Origin of the sequence: Mycobacterium mantenii, from assembly GCF_001667865.1 — a bacterium.
GTDB classification, from domain to species: Bacteria; Actinomycetota; Actinomycetes; order Mycobacteriales; family Mycobacteriaceae; genus Mycobacterium; species Mycobacterium mantenii_A.
Map to the genome: position 1 here is coordinate 201,069 of NZ_LZJP01000083.1, position 15,411 is coordinate 216,479.

The following is a 15,411-nucleotide window of genomic DNA, read 5'->3' on the forward strand; positions in this document are numbered from 1 at the left end:
AGTCCATGTCGCGGGGCTGTACGGTTGGCGAAGAAGGGTGGGTGTCTAAATGGCTAAGCTGAAGCCGTATTACGAAGAGTCGCAGGCAACCTACGACATTTCGGACGACTTCTTCGCGCTGTTCCTTGACCCGAACATGGTCTACACGTGCGCCTACTTCGAGCGCGACGACATGACGCTGGAAGAGGCGCAGCTGGCCAAGCTGGATCTGGGGCTGGGCAAGCTGAACCTCGAGCCGGGGATGACCGTGCTCGATGTCGGGTGCGGCTGGGGCGGCGCCGTGGTCCGGGCTCTCGAGAAGTACGACGTCAATGTCATCGGCATCACGCTGAGCCGCAACCACTACGCGCGCACCAAAGCGAGGCTGGCCGCTATCCCGACGACGCGGCGGGCCGAGGCCCGGCTGCAGGGATGGGAAGAGTTCGACGAGCCCGTCGACCGGATCATCAGCTTCGAGGCCTTCGACGCCTTCAAAAAGGAACGCTGGCCCGCATTCTGGGATTGGGCCTATAAAACCCTTCCCGACGGCAGCCGGATGATGATGCACAGCATCTTCACGTACCCGCAGGCGAACTGGAAGGAGCGCGGCGTCCAAATCACGATGTCAGATCTGCGTTTCTTGCATTTCCTCGGCAAGGAAATCTTCCCCGGCGGGCAGATGTGCGGTGAAGCCGACATCGTCGACTATGCGCAAGCCAGCGGATTCTCGCTGGAGCAGACCCAATATCTGCAGCCGCATTACGCGCGGACCCTGGACATGTGGGCGGCTAACCTGGAGGCCAACCGCGACCGCGCCATCGCCATCCAGTCCGAAGAGGTCTACGACCGCTTCATGCGCTATCTGACCGGCTGCGCGGGTCTGTTCCGCAAGGGCATCTCCAACGTCGCCCAGTACACGCTCACCAAGTAGCGGAGGTCGTCGGGTGGCGTCGGGTTGGTTGAACCGAATCGTTGGCGGGCTCGTGCCAGCGGTGTAGGTAGAACACCGTTCGCCTGCCCAGGGGGGGCTAGCGAGAAAGGCGGGCAGGCTTATGGCTGCGAAAAACTTGACGCCGCACTTCGAAGACGTGCAGGCACATTACGACCTGTCGGACGACTTTTTCCGGCTGTTTCTGGATCCCACCCAGACCTACAGCTGCGCGTATTTCGCGCGCGACGACATGACGCTGGAAGAGGCACAGATCGCGAAAATCGATCTGTCGCTGGGTAAGTTGGGGCTGCGGCCCGGCATGACGCTGCTCGACGTGGGCTGCGGGTGGGGTGCCACCATGCGCCGGGCGATCGACAAGCACGACGTCAACGTCATCGGCCTGACCTTGTCGAAGAACCAGGCGGCGCACGTTCAGCAGTCGTTCGACGAGATGGACAGCCCGCATGGCAGGCGAGTACTGCTCGAGGGTTGGGAACAGTTCGACGAGCCCGTCGACCGCATCGTGTCGATCGGGGCGTTCGAGCACTTCGGCCACGACCGCTACGACGGCTTCTTCGCGAAGGCCCACAACGTACTGCCCGCCGATGGCGTGATGCTGCTGCACACGATCACCGGGTTGACGAAGCAGGAAGCCATCGACCGGGGCTTACCGATCTCCATCGGGCTGCTTCGCTTCCTCAAGTTCATCCAGACCGAGATTTTCCCCGGTGGCCGGTTGCCGACGGTCGAGATGGTGGAGGAGCACTCGTCGAAGGCGGGCTTCACGCTGACCCGCCGCCAGTCGCTTCAAACGCACTACGCCAGAACCCTGGACCTGTGGGCCGAGGCCCTGCAGGCGCGCAAGGACGAGGCCATCGAGATTCAGTCCGAGGAAGTCTACGAGCGCTACATCAAGTACCTGACCGGCTGCGCGAAGTTGTTCTGGGGCGGCTATGTCGACGTCAACCAGTTCACCCTGCAAAAGTAGAGTCCGTGTCCGCGGTCGGGCCGCGACGCGCAACCCGCACCCTGGTGAAAAGAAGCCTCAGCATTGGGTACCGTTGCAGGTCAGACATGACCCCTCCGATGTGTGCGTGGGTTGTAGGGAGTGAACCTCATCCAGGAGAACAGGACGAAAATGGCTGAGCAACCGACTAGCCCGACGAAGACGCATACGCGGACACGTTCGGAGGACATCCAGGCGCATTACGACGTCTCCGACGACTTCTTCGGCCTGTTCCAGGACCCGACCCGGATCTACAGCTGCGCCTACTTCGAGCGCGACGACATGAGCCTGGAAGAGGCCCAGTACGCCAAGATCGACCTCAACCTCGACAAGCTGGACCTCAAGCCCGGCATGACTCTGCTGGACATCGGGTGCGGGTGGGGCACCACCATGAAGCGTGCCGTCGAGCGGTTCGACGTCAACGTCATCGGCCTGACGCTGTCCAAGAACCAACACGCCCGCGCTCAGGCGTTGCTCGATTCGACCGACAGCAACCGTTCGCGGGAGGTGCGCCTGCAGAACTGGGAGGACTTCAACGAGCCGGTCGACCGCATCGTCTCGATCGAGGCCTTCGAGCACTTCGGCCACGAGAACTACGACGACTTCTTCAAGCGGACGTTCGACATCATGCCCGACGACGGCCGGATGACCGTGCAGAGCAGCGTCAGCTACCACCCGTACGACCTGGCCGCCCGCGGCAAGAAGCTCAGCTTCGAGACCGCGCGGTTCATCAAGTTCATCGTCACCGAGATCTTCCCCGGCGGCCGGCTGCCGTCCACCCAGATGATGGTCGATCACGGCGAGAAAGCGGGATTCATTGTGCCCGAACCGCTTTCGCTGCGGCCGCACTACATCAAGACGCTGCACATCTGGGGCGACACGCTCGAGTCCAACAAGGACAAGGCCATCGAGGTCACCTCCGAAGAGGTGTACAACCGCTACATCAAGTACCTGCGTGGCTGCGAGCACTACTTCGGCGACGAGATGCTCGACGTCAGCCTGGTGACCTACCTCAAGCCCGGGGCCGCGGCCTAGAACTTTCGCGGCTGTCGGATTGCCCGCGCGTCGTTCGTCGAAAAGGTAGAGAGTGGAGCACAGGGCTTCGCTCACTACCTGGAGGTGACGAGACATGCAGTACTTCGCCCTATTGATCAGCAGGGAGCAAGACCGCGCACCCGAAGACCCGGCCGCGATGGCCGCGTGGGGCGACTTCCACGCCAAAGCCGGCCCGGCGATCAAATCCGGAGACGCATTGGCGCCCGCCGCCGACGCGGTGGTCATCACCGGAGGTCCGGACGCGCCGGTGGTCACCGACGGTCCCTTCGCCGAGTCCGCCGAGGTGGCCTGCGGTTACTACGTGTTCGAAGCGGAGAACCTGGACGAGGCGCTGGCATTGGCCCGCGATGTCCCGCTCGCCACGTACGGCGCCGTGGAAGTGTGGCCCACGGTCCACATGATCGAGCCGTCCCGCCGGCTCACCGGGAACGACTGGCTCGCGCTGCTGCTGGAACCCCCCGCGTCGGCGCACACGCCGGGCACCCCGGAGTGGGAGGCCGTGGCGGCCAAGCACGCGGACCTGCATGCGGGGGCGGGCGACCACATCATCGGCGGCGCCGCGTTGCACGACCGCTCCACCGCCACGACCGTGCGGGTGCGCGACGGCGAGGTCCTCATCACCGACGGGCCCTATGTCGAGGGCGCCGAGATCGCCACCGGGATCTACCTGTTGAGTGCCGCGGATCGCGACGAGGCCGTCAAGCTCGCTTCGATGATCCCCGCCTCGACCGTGCAGGTGCGGCAACTGGCCGGCCTTTCCGCGCTCTAGCCGTCGCGAATGGCCGACCTGGACGGCGTCTTTCGCCGGGAGTGGGGCCCGACCGTGGCCGCGCTCGCCCGGTGGTCGGGTGACCTCACCGTCGCCGAGGACGCCGTCCAGGAGGCCTGCGCGGAGGCGCTGCGCACCTGGCCTCGCAGCGGGGTGCCCGCCAACCCGGGCGGGTGGCTGGTGACCGTCGGCCGCAACCGCGCGCGGGACCGGCTGCGCCGCGAATCCGTGCGCCCCGGAAAGGAATTAGCGGCTGTGCTGGACGACATCAGGGCACGCACCGATCGCACCGACCCGCATCCGGTTCGCGACGACGAGCTGCGGATGATGTTCACCTGTGCCCACCCGGCGCTGGACCGGCAATCGCAACTGGCTCTGACGCTGCGACTGGTGTCCGGTCTGACCGTCGGCGAGATCGCCCGCGCGCTCCTGCAGACCGAGGCGGCGATCGGTCAGCGAATCACGCGCGCCAAGAACAAGGTTCGGCACGCCAATATCCCGCTGCGGGTGCCGCCCGCCGAACTGCTGCCCGAGCGCACGCCGCACGTGTTCGGGTGCGTCTATTCGGTGTTCACCGAGGGCTACTGGTCGACCGCGGGCCCGTCGGCCATCCGGGACGACCTGTGCGACGAGGGGATCCGGCTGGGCGGGGAGTTGTGCGCGCTGCTGCCCGACGAGCCGGAGGCGCACGCCCTGTCCGCCCTGATGCTGCTGCATGATTCGCGCCGCGCGACCCGGGTGGACGACACCGGGATGCTGGTGCCGCTCGAGGACCAGGACCGGCGCCGCTGGGACCGCGGGCGCATCTCGCGCGGGCTCGAGCGATTGCGCCACGCCCAGGGGTCGACGGGCGCCTACCTGCCCCAGGCCGTGATCGCCGCGCTGCACGCCACGGCACCGTCCTGGGAGCAGACCGACTGGGTCACCATCTGCACCGCCTACGACAGGCTGTTCGCGATGACCGGCTCGCCGGTGGTGGCCGCCAACCGGGCGCTGGCGATCGGATTCCGCGACGGCCCCGGCGCCGGCCTGGCCGCGCTGGACAAGGTGGCACACGATCCGCGGCTCGGTCGCTCGAACCTGGTCGCGACCGTGCGGGCCGACCTGTTGCGGCGCGCGGGCAGACCCGCGGATGCGCTCGCCTGGTATCGAATAGCGTTGGAGGCAGGCGGATCTGACCCCGGCCGCCGGTTTCTGCGGCGGCGCATCGCCGAGTGCGGCGGTTAGGACTCCGCGAAGTTGCGGGTGACGGCCGGATCGACCGGGATGCCCGGGCCCGTCGTCGTCGAGACGACGATCTTCTTCAGGTAGCGGCCCTTGGACGCCGACGGCTTGAGCCGCAGCACCTCGTCCAGCGCGGCGCCGTAGTTCTCGGCCAGCGCCTTCTCGTCGAACGAGGCCTTGCCGATGACGAAGTGCAGGTTGGCCTGCTTGTCCACCCGGAAGTTGATCTTGCCGCCCTTGATGTCGGCCACGGCCTTGGCGACGTCGGGCGTCACGGTACCGGTCTTGGGGTTCGGCATCAGGCCGCGCGGACCGAGCACCCGGGCGATGCGGCCCACCTTGGCCATCTGGTCCGGGGTCGCGATCGCGGCGTCGAATTCCAGCCAGCCGCCCTGGATCTTCTCGATCAGGTCGTCGCTGCCGACCACATCGGCCCCCGCGGCTTGCGCCTGCTCGGCCTTGTCGCCCACCGCGAACACCGCGACGCGGGCCGTCTTGCCGGTGCCGTGCGGCAGGTTGACCGTGCCGCGGACCATCTGGTCGGCCTTGCGCGGGTCGACGCCGAGCCGGATCGCCACCTCGACGGTGGAGTCCTGCTTGCTCGACGACGTCTCCTTGGCGAGCTTGGCCGCTTCCAGCGGGGAGTAGAGGTTGTCGCGGTCCACCTTTTCGGCGGCGGCGCGGTATGCCTTGCTGTTCTTGCTCATTGATTCATCCAATCGGTGTTGGGTCGTGGTTGGCGGGCCGAAGCTGGCCCTCCCACGGTGGTGGTGCGAGGTATTACTCGACGGTGATACCCATCGACCGGGCGGTGCCGGCGATGATCTTGGCGGCCGCGTCGATGTCGTTGGCGTTCAGATCGGCCTTCTTGGTCTCGGCGATCTCCTTGACCTGATCCCAGCTGACCTTGGCGACCTTGGTCTTGTGCGGTTCGGCCGATCCCTTGCCCACGCCGGCAGCCTTGAGCAGCAGCTTGGCGGCGGGTGGCGTCTTGAGCGCGAAGGTGAAGCTGCGGTCCTCGTAGACCGTGATCTCCACCGGGATGACCTGGCCGCGCTGGTTCTCCGTGGCAGCGTTGTATGCCTTGCAGAACTCCATGATGTTGACGCCGTGCTGACCGAGCGCGGGCCCGACCGGCGGCGCCGGGTTGGCCTGCCCCGCCTGGATCTGAAGCTTGATCAGCCCGACGACTTTCTTCTTCGGGGCCATGAGATTGTGCTGTTCCTTCCTGGTTTACGCCCGGCGTATGCGCCGGTTTAGAGCTTGGAGACTTGGCTGAAGGTCAATTCGACCGGGGTTTCGCGGCCGAAGATCGACACCAGCACCTTGAGCTTCTGCTGTTCGCCGTTGACCTCGCTGATGGTGGCCGGCAGCGTCGCGAACGGCCCGTCCATGACCGTCACCGATTCGCCGACCTCGTAGTCGACCTCGATGGCCGGACGTTCCAGCCCGCCGACCTCGGCGACGGCGGCCGTGGTGGCCGCGCCCTTGGCGGCCTTCTTCGTCGCGCCGCGCGGCAGCAGGAACTTCACCACGTCGTCGAGCGTCAGCGCCGACGGACGCGAGGTCGCCCCGACGAACCCGGTGACGCCGGGGGTGTTGCGCACCGCGGCCCACGAGTCGTCGGTCAGGTCCATGCGCACCAGGATGTATCCGGGCAGCACCTTGCGATTGACCTGCTTGCGCTGGCCGTTCTTGATCTCGGTGACCTCTTCGGTGGGCACCTCCACCTGGAAGATGTAGTCCCCGACGTCAAGGTTCTGCACACGCGTTTCGAGGTTGGCTTTGACCTTGTTCTCGTAGCCCGCGTAGGAGTGGATGACATACCAGTCGCCGGGCTTGCTGCGCAGTTCCGCCTTGAGCGCGGCGGCCGGGTCGGCCTCTTCGGCCGACTCCTCGGGCGCCGCGGCGGCCTCGGCCGTCTCGTCGGCAGCCTCGTCCGCGGTCGCCTCGGTGACCTCAGCGGCCGCAGAGGTGTCCGTGGCCTGCGCCTGCGCGGCTTCGTCCACGTCGACCGCTTCACCCGCTGACGGGTCACCGTCGAAGGTAGTCACGGTTTGAGTCCTCTCTGTCACTCGCTCAGCCGAACACCAACAGCACCAGCTTGGTCAGGCCGAAATCCGCCAGGCCGACCAGCGTCACCATGAAGGCCAGGAAGGCCAGCACGACGGAGGTGTAAGTGAGCATCTGCTTGCGGTTGGGCCAGATGACCTTCCGCATCTCCGCAACGACCTGCTTGAGGTAGTTGTAGACGAACGCGAAGGGGTTGGCCCGGTGGTCGCCGGCCTTCTTGGACTTGGCGGCCTTCTTGGCTTTGGCGCCCTTTTCGGCCTTCTCCGGCGTGGAGGTCTCGACCTCGTCCGACGGGCCGGTGTCGTCGCCGGCCTCGGTCGCCCGCTGCCGGGACCGCTTACCCGTGGGGCGCTGTGGCCGCGTCACCACCGCTGTCCGACCGCCGCTCGCGCCGCCGTCCTCTTTGTCAGTGCCGTCGCTTGCGGCGTCGTTGGCAACGTCGCCTTCGTCGCTCACCGCATGCTCCTTTGTTTGCTAATGCTTTTAGAGCCGTCCCATTGGTGGCGGCACGTACTTCCAGTGTCCACCATGGCACATCCTCTTATGGTCCGGATCCTCCTCAGGCCGTTGCGGCCTGGATCGTCACCGAACGCTCGTCAGCAGGGGCGACAGGACTTGAACCTGCAACCTGCGGTTTTGGAGACCGCTGCTCTGCCAGTTGAGCTACGCCCCTTCGCGGTTGGCAGGCCAACCTGCGCTTACCTACCGGGGCTCACATGACGCGCGCGCCCTCCGATTGCTCGACTCACGGAAAGCGCGCTAATGCTGGGAAAACCCCGAGGACCGAGTGTACATCGACGCGGGAGCCAGATACTAATTACGCCGTTCTGACGACCTGGCCGGATTCCGGGTCCCAGCGCAGGTTCTCCGACTGTTCGGCGTACTGGCTCATCAACGTGGTGTAGGCCTCCAGAACCACCTCGCCGTCGTCGTTGGTGCAGGTGTTCTTGGTGACGACGATGTCGGCGCCGAAGCGCTCCTCCACCGAATGGATGTCCATGCGGGCCCACAGCTTGTCGCCGGCCTTGATCGGCTTGGAGAACACGAAGCGCTGGTCGACCTGCACGATCACCAGCGTCTCCATGCCGATGTCGACATGCCGGAAGAAATCCAGCTGGACCAGCTTGGCGAAGATCGTGGCGAAGGTCAGCGGTGCGACGATCGCGTCGTGGCCGAGCTCGGCGGCCACGCTCTCCTCGAAGTGGGCGCGGTGGTCGTTCTTGATGGACAGTGCGAACTGGCGCAGTTGCTCCCGCCCCACAACGAAGTAGTCCGGGTAGCGCCAGATCATTCCCCTGATGTCTGTCTTCAGCGCCATGGGCTACGCGAGCGTCGCGGACGCGATCGCCCTGCCGAAGATCTTCTTGCCGCCGGTGGTGGCCGTGAGCGCGATGGTCACGGACTTCGTCTCGGGATCGGCAGACTTAACCCGTCCGCTGAACACCAGCTCGGCGCCCTTGCCGTCGTTGGGCACCGGCACCACCGCGGTGAACCGCACGTTGTACTCGGTGACCGCACCGGGGTCACCGATCCACGCGGTGACGTAGCCGCCGCCGATGCCCATGGTCAGCATGCCGTGCGCGATCGCGGTGTCCAGGCCGACGACCTTGGCGATCTCGTCGTCCCAGTGGATCGGGTTCAAGTCGCCGGAAACGCCCGCGTAATTCACCAGATCCTGTCGGGTCAGCGGATAGGTCTTCTCAGGAAGCTGGTCACCCACCTTCACGGAGCTGAACTCACGCAGTGGCATCAGTAAATCCCTCTTCTCCATCCTCACCGGCACGGCCCGCCAGGGTCGTGTAGGTCTCTTGCACGACATCACCGGCGTCGTTGGTGATGATGTTCTTGGTCACGATGATCTGGGTGCCGTGCGACACCCGAACCGAGTCCACGTAGACGTCGCAGTACAGCTTGTCGCCGGCCACGATCGGCGCGAAATACTTCAGTACCTGGTCGACCTGGACGATCTGCGCGTCCTGGACGGCCACGTTCGCGTACTTGAAGAACGCCGTCTGGGCCTGGTAGCCGAACACGCAGATGAACGTCAGCGGCGCGAGCAACCCCTTATAGCCGAGTTCGGCCGCCGCCTTCTCCTCGAAGAACTCGGGGCTGTCGTTTTGCACGGCCACCGCGTACTCGCGGATCTTCTCCCGCTCCACCTCGTAATGATCGGGGTAGCGGTAGTGCATCCCCACGATGCTTTCGGTTAACGGCACGGTTCTTAAACTACCTAGTCAATCGTATTAAACGCCCGCGGGTGGCCGCTAGCGTGTCTCCCGATGCGCCTGGTGCTTACCGCAGTTGGGGCAGAATTTCTTCAGCTCCAGCCGGTCCGGGTCGTTCCGGCGGTTTTTCTTGGTGATGTAGTTGCGGTGCTTGCACACCTCGCACGCCAAGGTGATCTTCGGCCGTACGTCGGTACTGGACGCCATGACGGTTCTCTCTCAATTCTTTAAAAAAGCTGTGCTGTTGTGTTGTAGCGATGGCCGGACTCGAACCGGCGACCTAACGATTATGAGTCGTTCGCTCTAACCGACTGAGCTACATCGCCTCTGGCCACCCCTTTTGGGGTCGGGGCCGCCACGCCTGCTCGGCGTCCGCCGAGCCCCCTAACGGAATCGAACCGTTGACCTTTTCCTTACCATGGAAACGCTCTACCGACTGAGCTAAGGGGGCCGTTCACCCGAAGCGATTCAGTCCGCGCGGGCCTAAAAGAGGGTACAGCCTGGCTCGCAGCGGCACCAAACCACGGGTGGCGAAGCGGCGTCGTGCGCCGGTCGTCCGAAATCATGGAGCTCACCCGGCGATTGATGGCGATTGATGAAGCCGGGCAAACGTCAGCCACTCCCGTTGGTGCGCCGGGGCTGCCATGCACTGAGGTCGCTGGATTCGTCGTACTCATCGCCCTGCTCGACGGATTCGCCGGCACTCGGCAGCGTCCGCAGGTCGGGCGGCTTCCGTCGCCACGAATCCGCGGTGGCGGCGGTCTACTCGTAGCGGGGCCCGGTCGAGGTCCTAGTCTGGTCACGTGTCCGAGGACCGGCTGTACTTTCGTCAACTGCTCTCCGGTCGCGACTTCGCCGCCGGCGACATGTTCGCGACGCAGATGCGTAACTTCGCCTACCTGATCGGCGACCGGCAAACCGGCGACTGCGTGGTGGTCGACCCCGCGTACGCCGCCGGCGAACTGCTCGACACGCTCGAGGCCGACGGCATGCACCTGTCCGGGGTGCTGGTGACGCACCATCATCCCGACCATGTGGGCGGATCCATGATGGGTTTTTCGCTGCAGGGCCTGGCCGAGCTGCTGGACCGCAAGGCGGTGCCGGTGCATGTCAATACCCATGAGGCGCAATGGGTTTCGCGAGTGACCGGGATCAGCCTGGGCGACCTGACCTCACACGAGAACCACGACAAGGTCAGCATCGGCGACATCGAGATCGAGCTGCTGCACACCCCCGGCCACACGCCGGGCAGCCAGTGCTTTCTGCTCGACGGCCGCCTCGTGGCCGGTGACACGTTGTTTTTGGAGGGTTGCGGACGCACCGACTTCCCCGGCGGCGACTCCGACGAGATGTACCGCAGCCTGCAGCGGCTCGCGACGCTGCCGGGTGATCCGACGGTGTTTCCGGGGCACTGGTATTCGGCGGAGCCGAGCGCCTCGCTGTCGGAGGTCAAGCGTTCCAACTACGTGTACCGGGCCGCGGACCTCGGTCAATGGCGGATGCTGATGGGCGGCTGAGCTCCTCGGGGATCGCTCGGTCAAGGCCATCCGGCGACCGCCCCTGTGATATAAGCGGAGGGTGGATTCCATGGGTTGGATCCAGGACAGCTGGCATGATGTCACGCACGTCGGGTCCGGCACCTGGATTGCGTGGGCAGCGTGGGCGGCGATCGTCCTGGCCGTCGTCACACTGGTCTTCACCAACAGCCAGATCAACCGCAACCGCCGCGCGGCGTCCGAGCAGACCCGCCCGCACGTCGCGATGTTCATGGAGCCGCACTCCGCCGACTGGCACGTGATCGAACTCGTGGTCCGCAACTTCGGCCAGACCGCGGCCTACGACATCGGGTTCTCCTTTCTGAATCCCCCCACCGTGGCCGAATACGAGAACGCCAGCGACGGCTACGCCGACGTCGTCGAATTGCGACTCCCCCGCGAGCTGCCGATGCTGGCCCCCGGGCAGGAATGGCGCATGGTGTGGGATTCCGCCCTCGACCGCGCCGAGATCGGCAGTGGCATCGAATCCCGCTTCACCGGCACCCTGACCTACTACGACCGGCCCGATCAGAAAGCCGGCCGACGGTTCTGGCAGCGCGAACGTTCCCCGCTGCACACCGATGTGGTGCTGGACTGGGCCGCCCTGCCGCCCGTGCAGCGCATCGAGTTGATGACCACCCATGACCTGGCGAAGCGGGAGAAGGAGAAGCTGGAGCTGCTGCGCGGCCTGCTGACCTATTTCCACTACGCCAGCAAGGAAACCCGCCCCGAGGTGTTCCGCAGCGAGATCGAGCGGATCAACACCGCGGTCCGGGAAACCCAAGACAGGTGGCGCACCCGCCAACTCGACGAACCCACCGATGTCAGCCTGCGCTGGAGTAACGCCGAAGACGACCTGGGCAAACACCACAGCCAACCCGCGTGACGGCAAGGAGCAACCGATGAGCGCCCCGGTCCACTACACCACCAAGGACTCCATCGCCGTCATCAAGATGGACGACGGCAAGGTCAATGCGCTGGGCCCGACCATGCAGCAGGCCCTGAACGACGCGATCGACCGGGCCGAGGCGGACAACGCCGGGGCGCTGGTGATCACCGGGAACGAGCGGGTGTTCAGCGGCGGCTTCGACCTGAAGATCCTCACCTCCGGTGAGGTGCAGCCCGCGATCGACATGCTGCGCGGCGGATTCGAGCTGGCGTATCGGCTGCTGTCCCATCCCAAGCCGGTGGTGATGGCGTGCACCGGCCACGCCATCGCGATGGGGGCGTTCCTGTTGTCGGCGGGCGATCACCGGGTGGCCGCGCACGCCTACAACATCCAGGCCAACGAGGTCGCGATCGGCATGGTCATTCCCTATGCCGCGCTGGAGATCATGAAACTGCGGTTGACGCCCTCGGCCTATCAGCAAGCCAGCGGCCTGGCCAAGACGTTCTTCGGTGAAACCGCCCTCGCCGCAGGCTTTGTCGACGAGATCGTGTTGCCCGAGATGGTGGTGGACCGGGCCGAGGAGGCCGCACGCGAGTTCGCCGGCCTGCATCGGCACGCGCACGCCGCCACCAAGCTGCGCACCCGCGCGGACGCCCTGGCCGCCATCCGCGCCGGCATCGACGGGATCGAAGCCGAATTCGGGGTGTGAGCCGCGCGGCGCCGTCCGCCTGAGCCGGTTTCGTGGGGCGCTGCCGGGGAAGTCACCGGCATGGCCATAGATCGCATCGCGGACCCCTGGGGCACGCGGACTCCCTACGAACCCGGCACGCGATGGCCGGAGCGAGTCGATACCTACCTGGCCGACGGGGTCACGGCCGAGTCGGTGGATCGCTGGGTGCAATCGGCCGCGGTGTTGCACTCCAACGGCGACGGCCTGGACATCGCCGTCAAGGACGGCCGGATCGTGGGGGTGCGCGGCCGTGGCGTCGACCGGGTCAACCACGGGCGGCTCGACCCGAAAGACCTGTTCGGCTGGCAGGCCAACGCCTCGGCCGACCGGCTCACCACACCGATGATCCGGATCCGTGGCGAGCTCAAACCGTGCGGCTGGGATGCCGCCATGCAGCGGATCGTGGACCACACCAGGGACTTACTCGAGAGCCACGGCCCCAGCTCGATCGGTTTCTACACCTCCGGGCAGCTGTTCGCCGAGGCGTACTACACCCAGGGGGCCATCGCGCACGGGGCGATCGGCACCAATCACGTCGACGGCAACACCCGGCTGTGCACCGCGACGGCCGCCGAGGCGCTCAAGGAATCGTTCGGCTGCGACGGTCAACCGGGGTCCTACACCGATGTCGACCATGCCGATGTCATCGCGTTGTTCGGGCACAACGTCGCCGAGACGCAGACGGTGCTGTGGGCGCGGATGCTGGACCGGCTGGCCGGCAACGCGCCGCCGGCGATCATCTGCGTCGACCCCCGGCTCACGCCGGTGGCCCGGCACGCCACGGTCCACCTGGCGCCGCTGCCCGGCACCAACGTGGCGTTGATGAACGGCCTGTTGCACGAGATCATCGGCCACGGCTGGATCGACCGCGACTACATCGACACGCACACAGTCGGTTTCGACGAGTTGCGCGGCCGGGTCGAAGAGTTCCCGCCCGAGCGGGTGGCCGAGATCTGCGGTGTGCGGGCCGACGACATCCGGCGCGCGGCGCGGCTACTGGGCACGGCCAAGCGGTTGATGTCCACCGTGCTGCAGGGCTTCTATCAGTCCCACCAGGCCACCGCGGCGGCCGTGCAGGTCAACAACATTCACCTGGTGCGCGGCATGCTGGGCAAGCCGGGCTGCGGGGTGTTGCAGATGAACGGACAGCCGACCGCGGAGAACACCCGCGAGTGCGGCGCCAACGGGGACCTGGCCGGTTTCCGCAACTGGTCCAACGACTCCCACGTCGCCGAGCTCGCGGAATTGTGGAACCTTGACCTCCTTCAGATTCCGCACTACGGGCCGCCGACGCACGCCATGCAGATGTTCCGCTTCGCCGAGGAGGGAACGTTGCGGATGCTGTGGGTCACCGCCACCAATCCCGCGGTGTCCCTGCCGGAGTTGCCGCGGATCCGCGACATCTTGTCGCAGGAACGGCTGTTCCTGATCGTCCAGGACATCTTCATGACCGAGACCGCCGCGCTGGCCGACGTGGTGTTGCCCGCCGCGGCGTGGGCCGAGAAGACCGGAACCTTCACCAACGCCGACCGCACCGTGCACCTGTCCGAAAAGGCCGTGGAGCCACCGGGTTCCGCGCGTTCCGACCTCGATATCTTCCTGGACTACGCGCGGCGGATGGACTTCCGCGACTCCGACGGCCGGCCCTTCCCGCCCTGGACGGATGCGGAGTCCGCGTTCGAGGCGTGGAAGAAATGCAGCGCGGGCCGGCCTTGCGACTACACGGGCTTGAGCTACCAGAAGTTGCGCGGCGGCAGCGGCATCCAATGGCCCTGCAACGCAGAGCATCCCGACGGCACCGAACGCCTCTACGCCGACGCGAAATTCTGGGCCACCCCGGACTACTGCGAGGCCTACGGCAAGGACCTGATCACCGGCGCCCCACTGCAGCCCGACGAGTACCGCTCGATGAACCCCTTCGGCAAGGCCATCATCAAAGCTGCCGAATACGTGCCCCCGCACGAGCGAACCAGCCCCGAGTTCCCGTTCGCATTGATCACCGGTCGCACCGTCTACCACTTCCATACCCGCACCAAAACCGCTCGGGCACAGCAACTTCAGCGGGCGGCCCCCGAGGTGTGGGTCGAGGTGTCCGAACGCGACGCCCACCGCCTGGGCATCGAGGAGGGCGACCTCGTCGAGGTGAGCACGCCGCGCGGCCGCGTCTCCTGCGCCGCTCGCATCTGCGGCATTCGCGACGGCGTGCTGTTCGTGCCCTTCCACTACGGCTATTGGGACACCGACGGCAAGACCCACCAGCGTGCGGGCAATGAAATGACGCTCACCGATTGGGATCCGGTGTCCAAGCAACCGATCTACAAGACGGCCGCCGCCCGGCTGCGCAAGGTTCGCGCGCGACAGGGCGACCAAAACGGGTGCGCCCCGACCACCGCGGCGTCCACACCGGTCAACGGATCGGTGCCCGCGACGGAAGGCGGCGCGATGGCCGGCGTGACCGAGGTCGTCCTGACGGGGAGCCGGCCATGAAGCTGAAGTTGGCGATCCGCGAGTTGCACCGTTCCGAACGCAAGCTGGCCCACGAGCTCAACGTGGTGTCCGCGCGTCACCGCAGTGACCAGGACATCTGTCACCTGGCACGCGACCTGGCCGGCTGGTCGCGGCAGCATCTGCGGGAACTGGCGCAGCACGGCCGCCACTACGGTCTGCGCCTGTCCCCCGACCCGCACACCGACGCGATCACCGGTTTGCTCCAGTCGCGGGTCAGCGCGATGCTGCGGCGGCGACCCGAGCCCGGTCTGGCGCTGCTCGCCGACCTGCGACGGATTCACCGGCTGTCGGCGGGGGTGTCGCTGGATTGGGAGCTGCTGGCGCAGGGCGCGCAAGCCGCCAAGGATGCCGAACTGCTGAACCTTACGTCGCGCTGCCACCCCGAGACGTTGCGCCAGATGCGCTGGGCCAACGCGATGCTCAAAGAGCTTTCGCCGCAAGTCTTGATGAACTGAACGGCGAACGCGGTGGCCGCCGCTGGCGCCA

The 15,411-nt window shown here is 66.1% G+C and carries 17 protein-coding genes, 3 tRNA genes and 1 pseudogene; 10 read left to right on the forward strand and 11 right to left on the reverse strand.

Features of this window, described 5'->3' with window-relative positions:
* The first annotated feature begins 49 nt into the window (after window positions 1-49).
* From A5688_RS13635 to A5688_RS13655, 5 genes are all read left to right on the forward strand, one after another.
* Window positions 50-910 (forward strand): cyclopropane mycolic acid synthase family methyltransferase, encoded by an 861-nt coding sequence (locus A5688_RS13635; protein ID WP_067914849.1) that lies wholly within the window; start codon window positions 50-52, stop codon window positions 908-910.
* A gap of 121 nt (window positions 911-1,031) precedes the next feature.
* Window positions 1,032-1,898 carry a cyclopropane mycolic acid synthase MmaA2 gene (gene mmaA2 / locus A5688_RS13640; protein ID WP_067914846.1) on the forward strand — a complete coding sequence of 289 codons (867 nt, stop codon included), beginning with the start codon at window positions 1,032-1,034 and terminating at the stop codon, window positions 1,896-1,898.
* A gap of 150 nt (window positions 1,899-2,048) precedes the next feature.
* Window positions 2,049-2,951: a hydroxymycolate synthase MmaA4 gene (mmaA4, locus tag A5688_RS13645; RefSeq protein ID WP_067914850.1), complete on the forward strand. Its 903-nt coding sequence runs from the start codon at window positions 2,049-2,051 to the stop codon at window positions 2,949-2,951.
* Between the two features lie 94 nt (window positions 2,952-3,045).
* On the forward strand, window positions 3,046-3,741 hold the full coding sequence (locus A5688_RS13650; RefSeq protein ID WP_067834409.1) for a YciI family protein: 696 nt from the start codon (window positions 3,046-3,048) through the stop codon (window positions 3,739-3,741).
* Window positions 3,742-3,750: 9 nt separating this feature from the next.
* On the forward strand, window positions 3,751-4,968 hold the full coding sequence (locus A5688_RS13655; RefSeq protein ID WP_067912222.1) for an RNA polymerase sigma factor: 1,218 nt from the start codon (window positions 3,751-3,753) through the stop codon (window positions 4,966-4,968).
* Here the strand turns inward: A5688_RS13655 and rplA are convergent.
* The 11 genes from rplA to A5688_RS13710 all read right to left on the reverse strand — a co-directional run bounded on the left by rplA (window position 4,965) and on the right by A5688_RS13710 (window position 9,714).
* Entirely contained in the window at window positions 4,965-5,672 is a 708-nt protein-coding gene (gene rplA / locus A5688_RS13660; RefSeq protein ID WP_067834413.1) for a 50S ribosomal protein L1, read from the reverse strand. The genes A5688_RS13655 and rplA overlap by 4 nt on opposite strands.
* A 73-nt stretch (window positions 5,673-5,745) precedes the next feature.
* Entirely contained in the window at window positions 5,746-6,174 is a 429-nt protein-coding gene (gene rplK, locus A5688_RS13665) for a 50S ribosomal protein L11 (protein WP_007767860.1), read from the reverse strand.
* Window positions 6,175-6,221: 47 nt separating this feature from the next.
* Window positions 6,222-7,019, reverse strand: a complete 798-nt coding sequence (nusG, locus tag A5688_RS13670; protein WP_068268189.1) for a transcription termination/antitermination protein NusG — start codon at window positions 7,017-7,019, stop codon at window positions 6,222-6,224.
* A gap of 25 nt (window positions 7,020-7,044) precedes the next feature.
* Complete coding sequence (gene secE, locus A5688_RS13675; protein ID WP_067834419.1) at window positions 7,045-7,494, reverse strand: preprotein translocase subunit SecE; 450 nt, start codon at window positions 7,492-7,494, stop codon at window positions 7,045-7,047.
* Window positions 7,495-7,638: 144 nt separating this feature from the next.
* Window positions 7,639-7,711, reverse strand: a tRNA-Trp gene (locus A5688_RS13680).
* 144 nt (window positions 7,712-7,855) lie between these two features.
* Entirely contained in the window at window positions 7,856-8,356 is a 501-nt protein-coding gene (hadC, locus tag A5688_RS13685) for a (3R)-hydroxyacyl-ACP dehydratase subunit HadC (RefSeq protein WP_067834422.1), read from the reverse strand.
* Between the two features lie 3 nt (window positions 8,357-8,359).
* Window positions 8,360-8,788: a (3R)-hydroxyacyl-ACP dehydratase subunit HadB gene (gene hadB, locus A5688_RS13690; RefSeq protein ID WP_067122372.1), complete on the reverse strand. Its 429-nt coding sequence runs from the start codon at window positions 8,786-8,788 to the stop codon at window positions 8,360-8,362.
* Window positions 8,775-9,227, reverse strand: a complete 453-nt coding sequence (gene hadA, locus A5688_RS13695) for a (3R)-hydroxyacyl-ACP dehydratase subunit HadA (protein ID WP_431602672.1) — start codon at window positions 9,225-9,227, stop codon at window positions 8,775-8,777. The genes hadB and hadA overlap by 14 nt, the downstream gene beginning before the upstream one ends.
* 75 nt (window positions 9,228-9,302) lie before the next feature.
* On the reverse strand, window positions 9,303-9,470 hold the full coding sequence (rpmG, locus tag A5688_RS13700) for a 50S ribosomal protein L33 (RefSeq protein WP_003898538.1): 168 nt from the start codon (window positions 9,468-9,470) through the stop codon (window positions 9,303-9,305).
* Between the two features lie 45 nt (window positions 9,471-9,515).
* Window positions 9,516-9,589, reverse strand: a tRNA-Met gene (locus A5688_RS13705).
* Window positions 9,590-9,641: 52 nt separating this feature from the next.
* Window positions 9,642-9,714: transfer RNA gene (locus tag A5688_RS13710), tRNA-Thr, on the reverse strand.
* Window positions 9,715-10,066: 352 nt separating this feature from the next.
* Here A5688_RS13710 and A5688_RS13715 point away from each other — a divergent pair.
* The 5 genes and pseudogenes from A5688_RS13715 to A5688_RS13735 all read left to right on the forward strand — a co-directional run bounded on the left by A5688_RS13715 (window position 10,067) and on the right by A5688_RS13735 (window position 15,380).
* Window positions 10,067-10,780 carry an MBL fold metallo-hydrolase gene (locus A5688_RS13715; RefSeq protein WP_067834426.1) on the forward strand — a complete coding sequence of 238 codons (714 nt, stop codon included), beginning with the start codon at window positions 10,067-10,069 and terminating at the stop codon, window positions 10,778-10,780.
* A gap of 70 nt (window positions 10,781-10,850) precedes the next feature.
* Window positions 10,851-11,704, forward strand: a pseudogene (locus A5688_RS13720) (hypothetical protein).
* Window positions 11,701-12,396 (forward strand): crotonase/enoyl-CoA hydratase family protein, encoded by a 696-nt coding sequence (locus A5688_RS13725; RefSeq protein WP_067834431.1) that lies wholly within the window; start codon window positions 11,701-11,703, stop codon window positions 12,394-12,396. Before A5688_RS13720 ends, A5688_RS13725 begins: the two are co-directional and overlap by 4 nt.
* A 60-nt stretch (window positions 12,397-12,456) precedes the next feature.
* Entirely contained in the window at window positions 12,457-14,904 is a 2,448-nt protein-coding gene (locus A5688_RS13730; RefSeq protein ID WP_067834433.1) for a molybdopterin oxidoreductase family protein, read from the forward strand.
* Complete coding sequence (locus tag A5688_RS13735; RefSeq protein ID WP_067834435.1) at window positions 14,901-15,380, forward strand: hypothetical protein; 480 nt, start codon at window positions 14,901-14,903, stop codon at window positions 15,378-15,380. Before A5688_RS13730 ends, A5688_RS13735 begins: the two co-directional genes overlap by 4 nt.
* The last annotated feature ends 31 nt before the right edge of the window (window positions 15,381-15,411 follow it).

Bases quoted from the DNA above. Each gene is read 5' to 3' on its own strand.
- mmaA2 (WP_067914846.1), top strand. From the start codon at position 1,032: ATGGCTGCGAAAAACTTGACGCCGCACTTCGAAGACGTGCAGGCACAT.
- A5688_RS13650 (WP_067834409.1), top strand. From the start codon at position 3,046: ATGCAGTACTTCGCCCTATTGATCAGCAGGGAGCAAGACCGCGCACCC.
- rplK (WP_007767860.1), bottom strand. From the start codon at position 6,174: ATGGCCCCGAAGAAGAAAGTCGTCGGGCTGATCAAGCTTCAGATCCAG.
- A5688_RS13725 (WP_067834431.1), top strand. From the start codon at position 11,701: ATGAGCGCCCCGGTCCACTACACCACCAAGGACTCCATCGCCGTCATC.
- A5688_RS13735 (WP_067834435.1), top strand. From the start codon at position 14,901: ATGAAGCTGAAGTTGGCGATCCGCGAGTTGCACCGTTCCGAACGCAAG.
- hadC (WP_067834422.1), bottom strand. From the start codon at position 8,356: ATGGCGCTGAAGACAGACATCAGGGGAATGATCTGGCGCTACCCGGAC.
- A5688_RS13635 (WP_067914849.1), top strand. From the start codon at position 50: ATGGCTAAGCTGAAGCCGTATTACGAAGAGTCGCAGGCAACCTACGAC.
- A5688_RS13655 (WP_067912222.1), top strand. From the start codon at position 3,751: ATGGCCGACCTGGACGGCGTCTTTCGCCGGGAGTGGGGCCCGACCGTG.
- A5688_RS13730 (WP_067834433.1), top strand. From the start codon at position 12,457: ATGGCCATAGATCGCATCGCGGACCCCTGGGGCACGCGGACTCCCTAC.
- hadB (WP_067122372.1), bottom strand. From the start codon at position 8,788: ATGCCACTGCGTGAGTTCAGCTCCGTGAAGGTGGGTGACCAGCTTCCT.
- rpmG (WP_003898538.1), bottom strand. From the start codon at position 9,470: ATGGCGTCCAGTACCGACGTACGGCCGAAGATCACCTTGGCGTGCGAG.
- mmaA4 (WP_067914850.1), top strand. From the start codon at position 2,049: ATGGCTGAGCAACCGACTAGCCCGACGAAGACGCATACGCGGACACGT.
- rplA (WP_067834413.1), bottom strand. From the start codon at position 5,672: ATGAGCAAGAACAGCAAGGCATACCGCGCCGCCGCCGAAAAGGTGGAC.
- hadA (WP_431602672.1), bottom strand. From the start codon at position 9,227: ATGCACTACCGCTACCCCGATCATTACGAGGTGGAGCGGGAGAAGATC.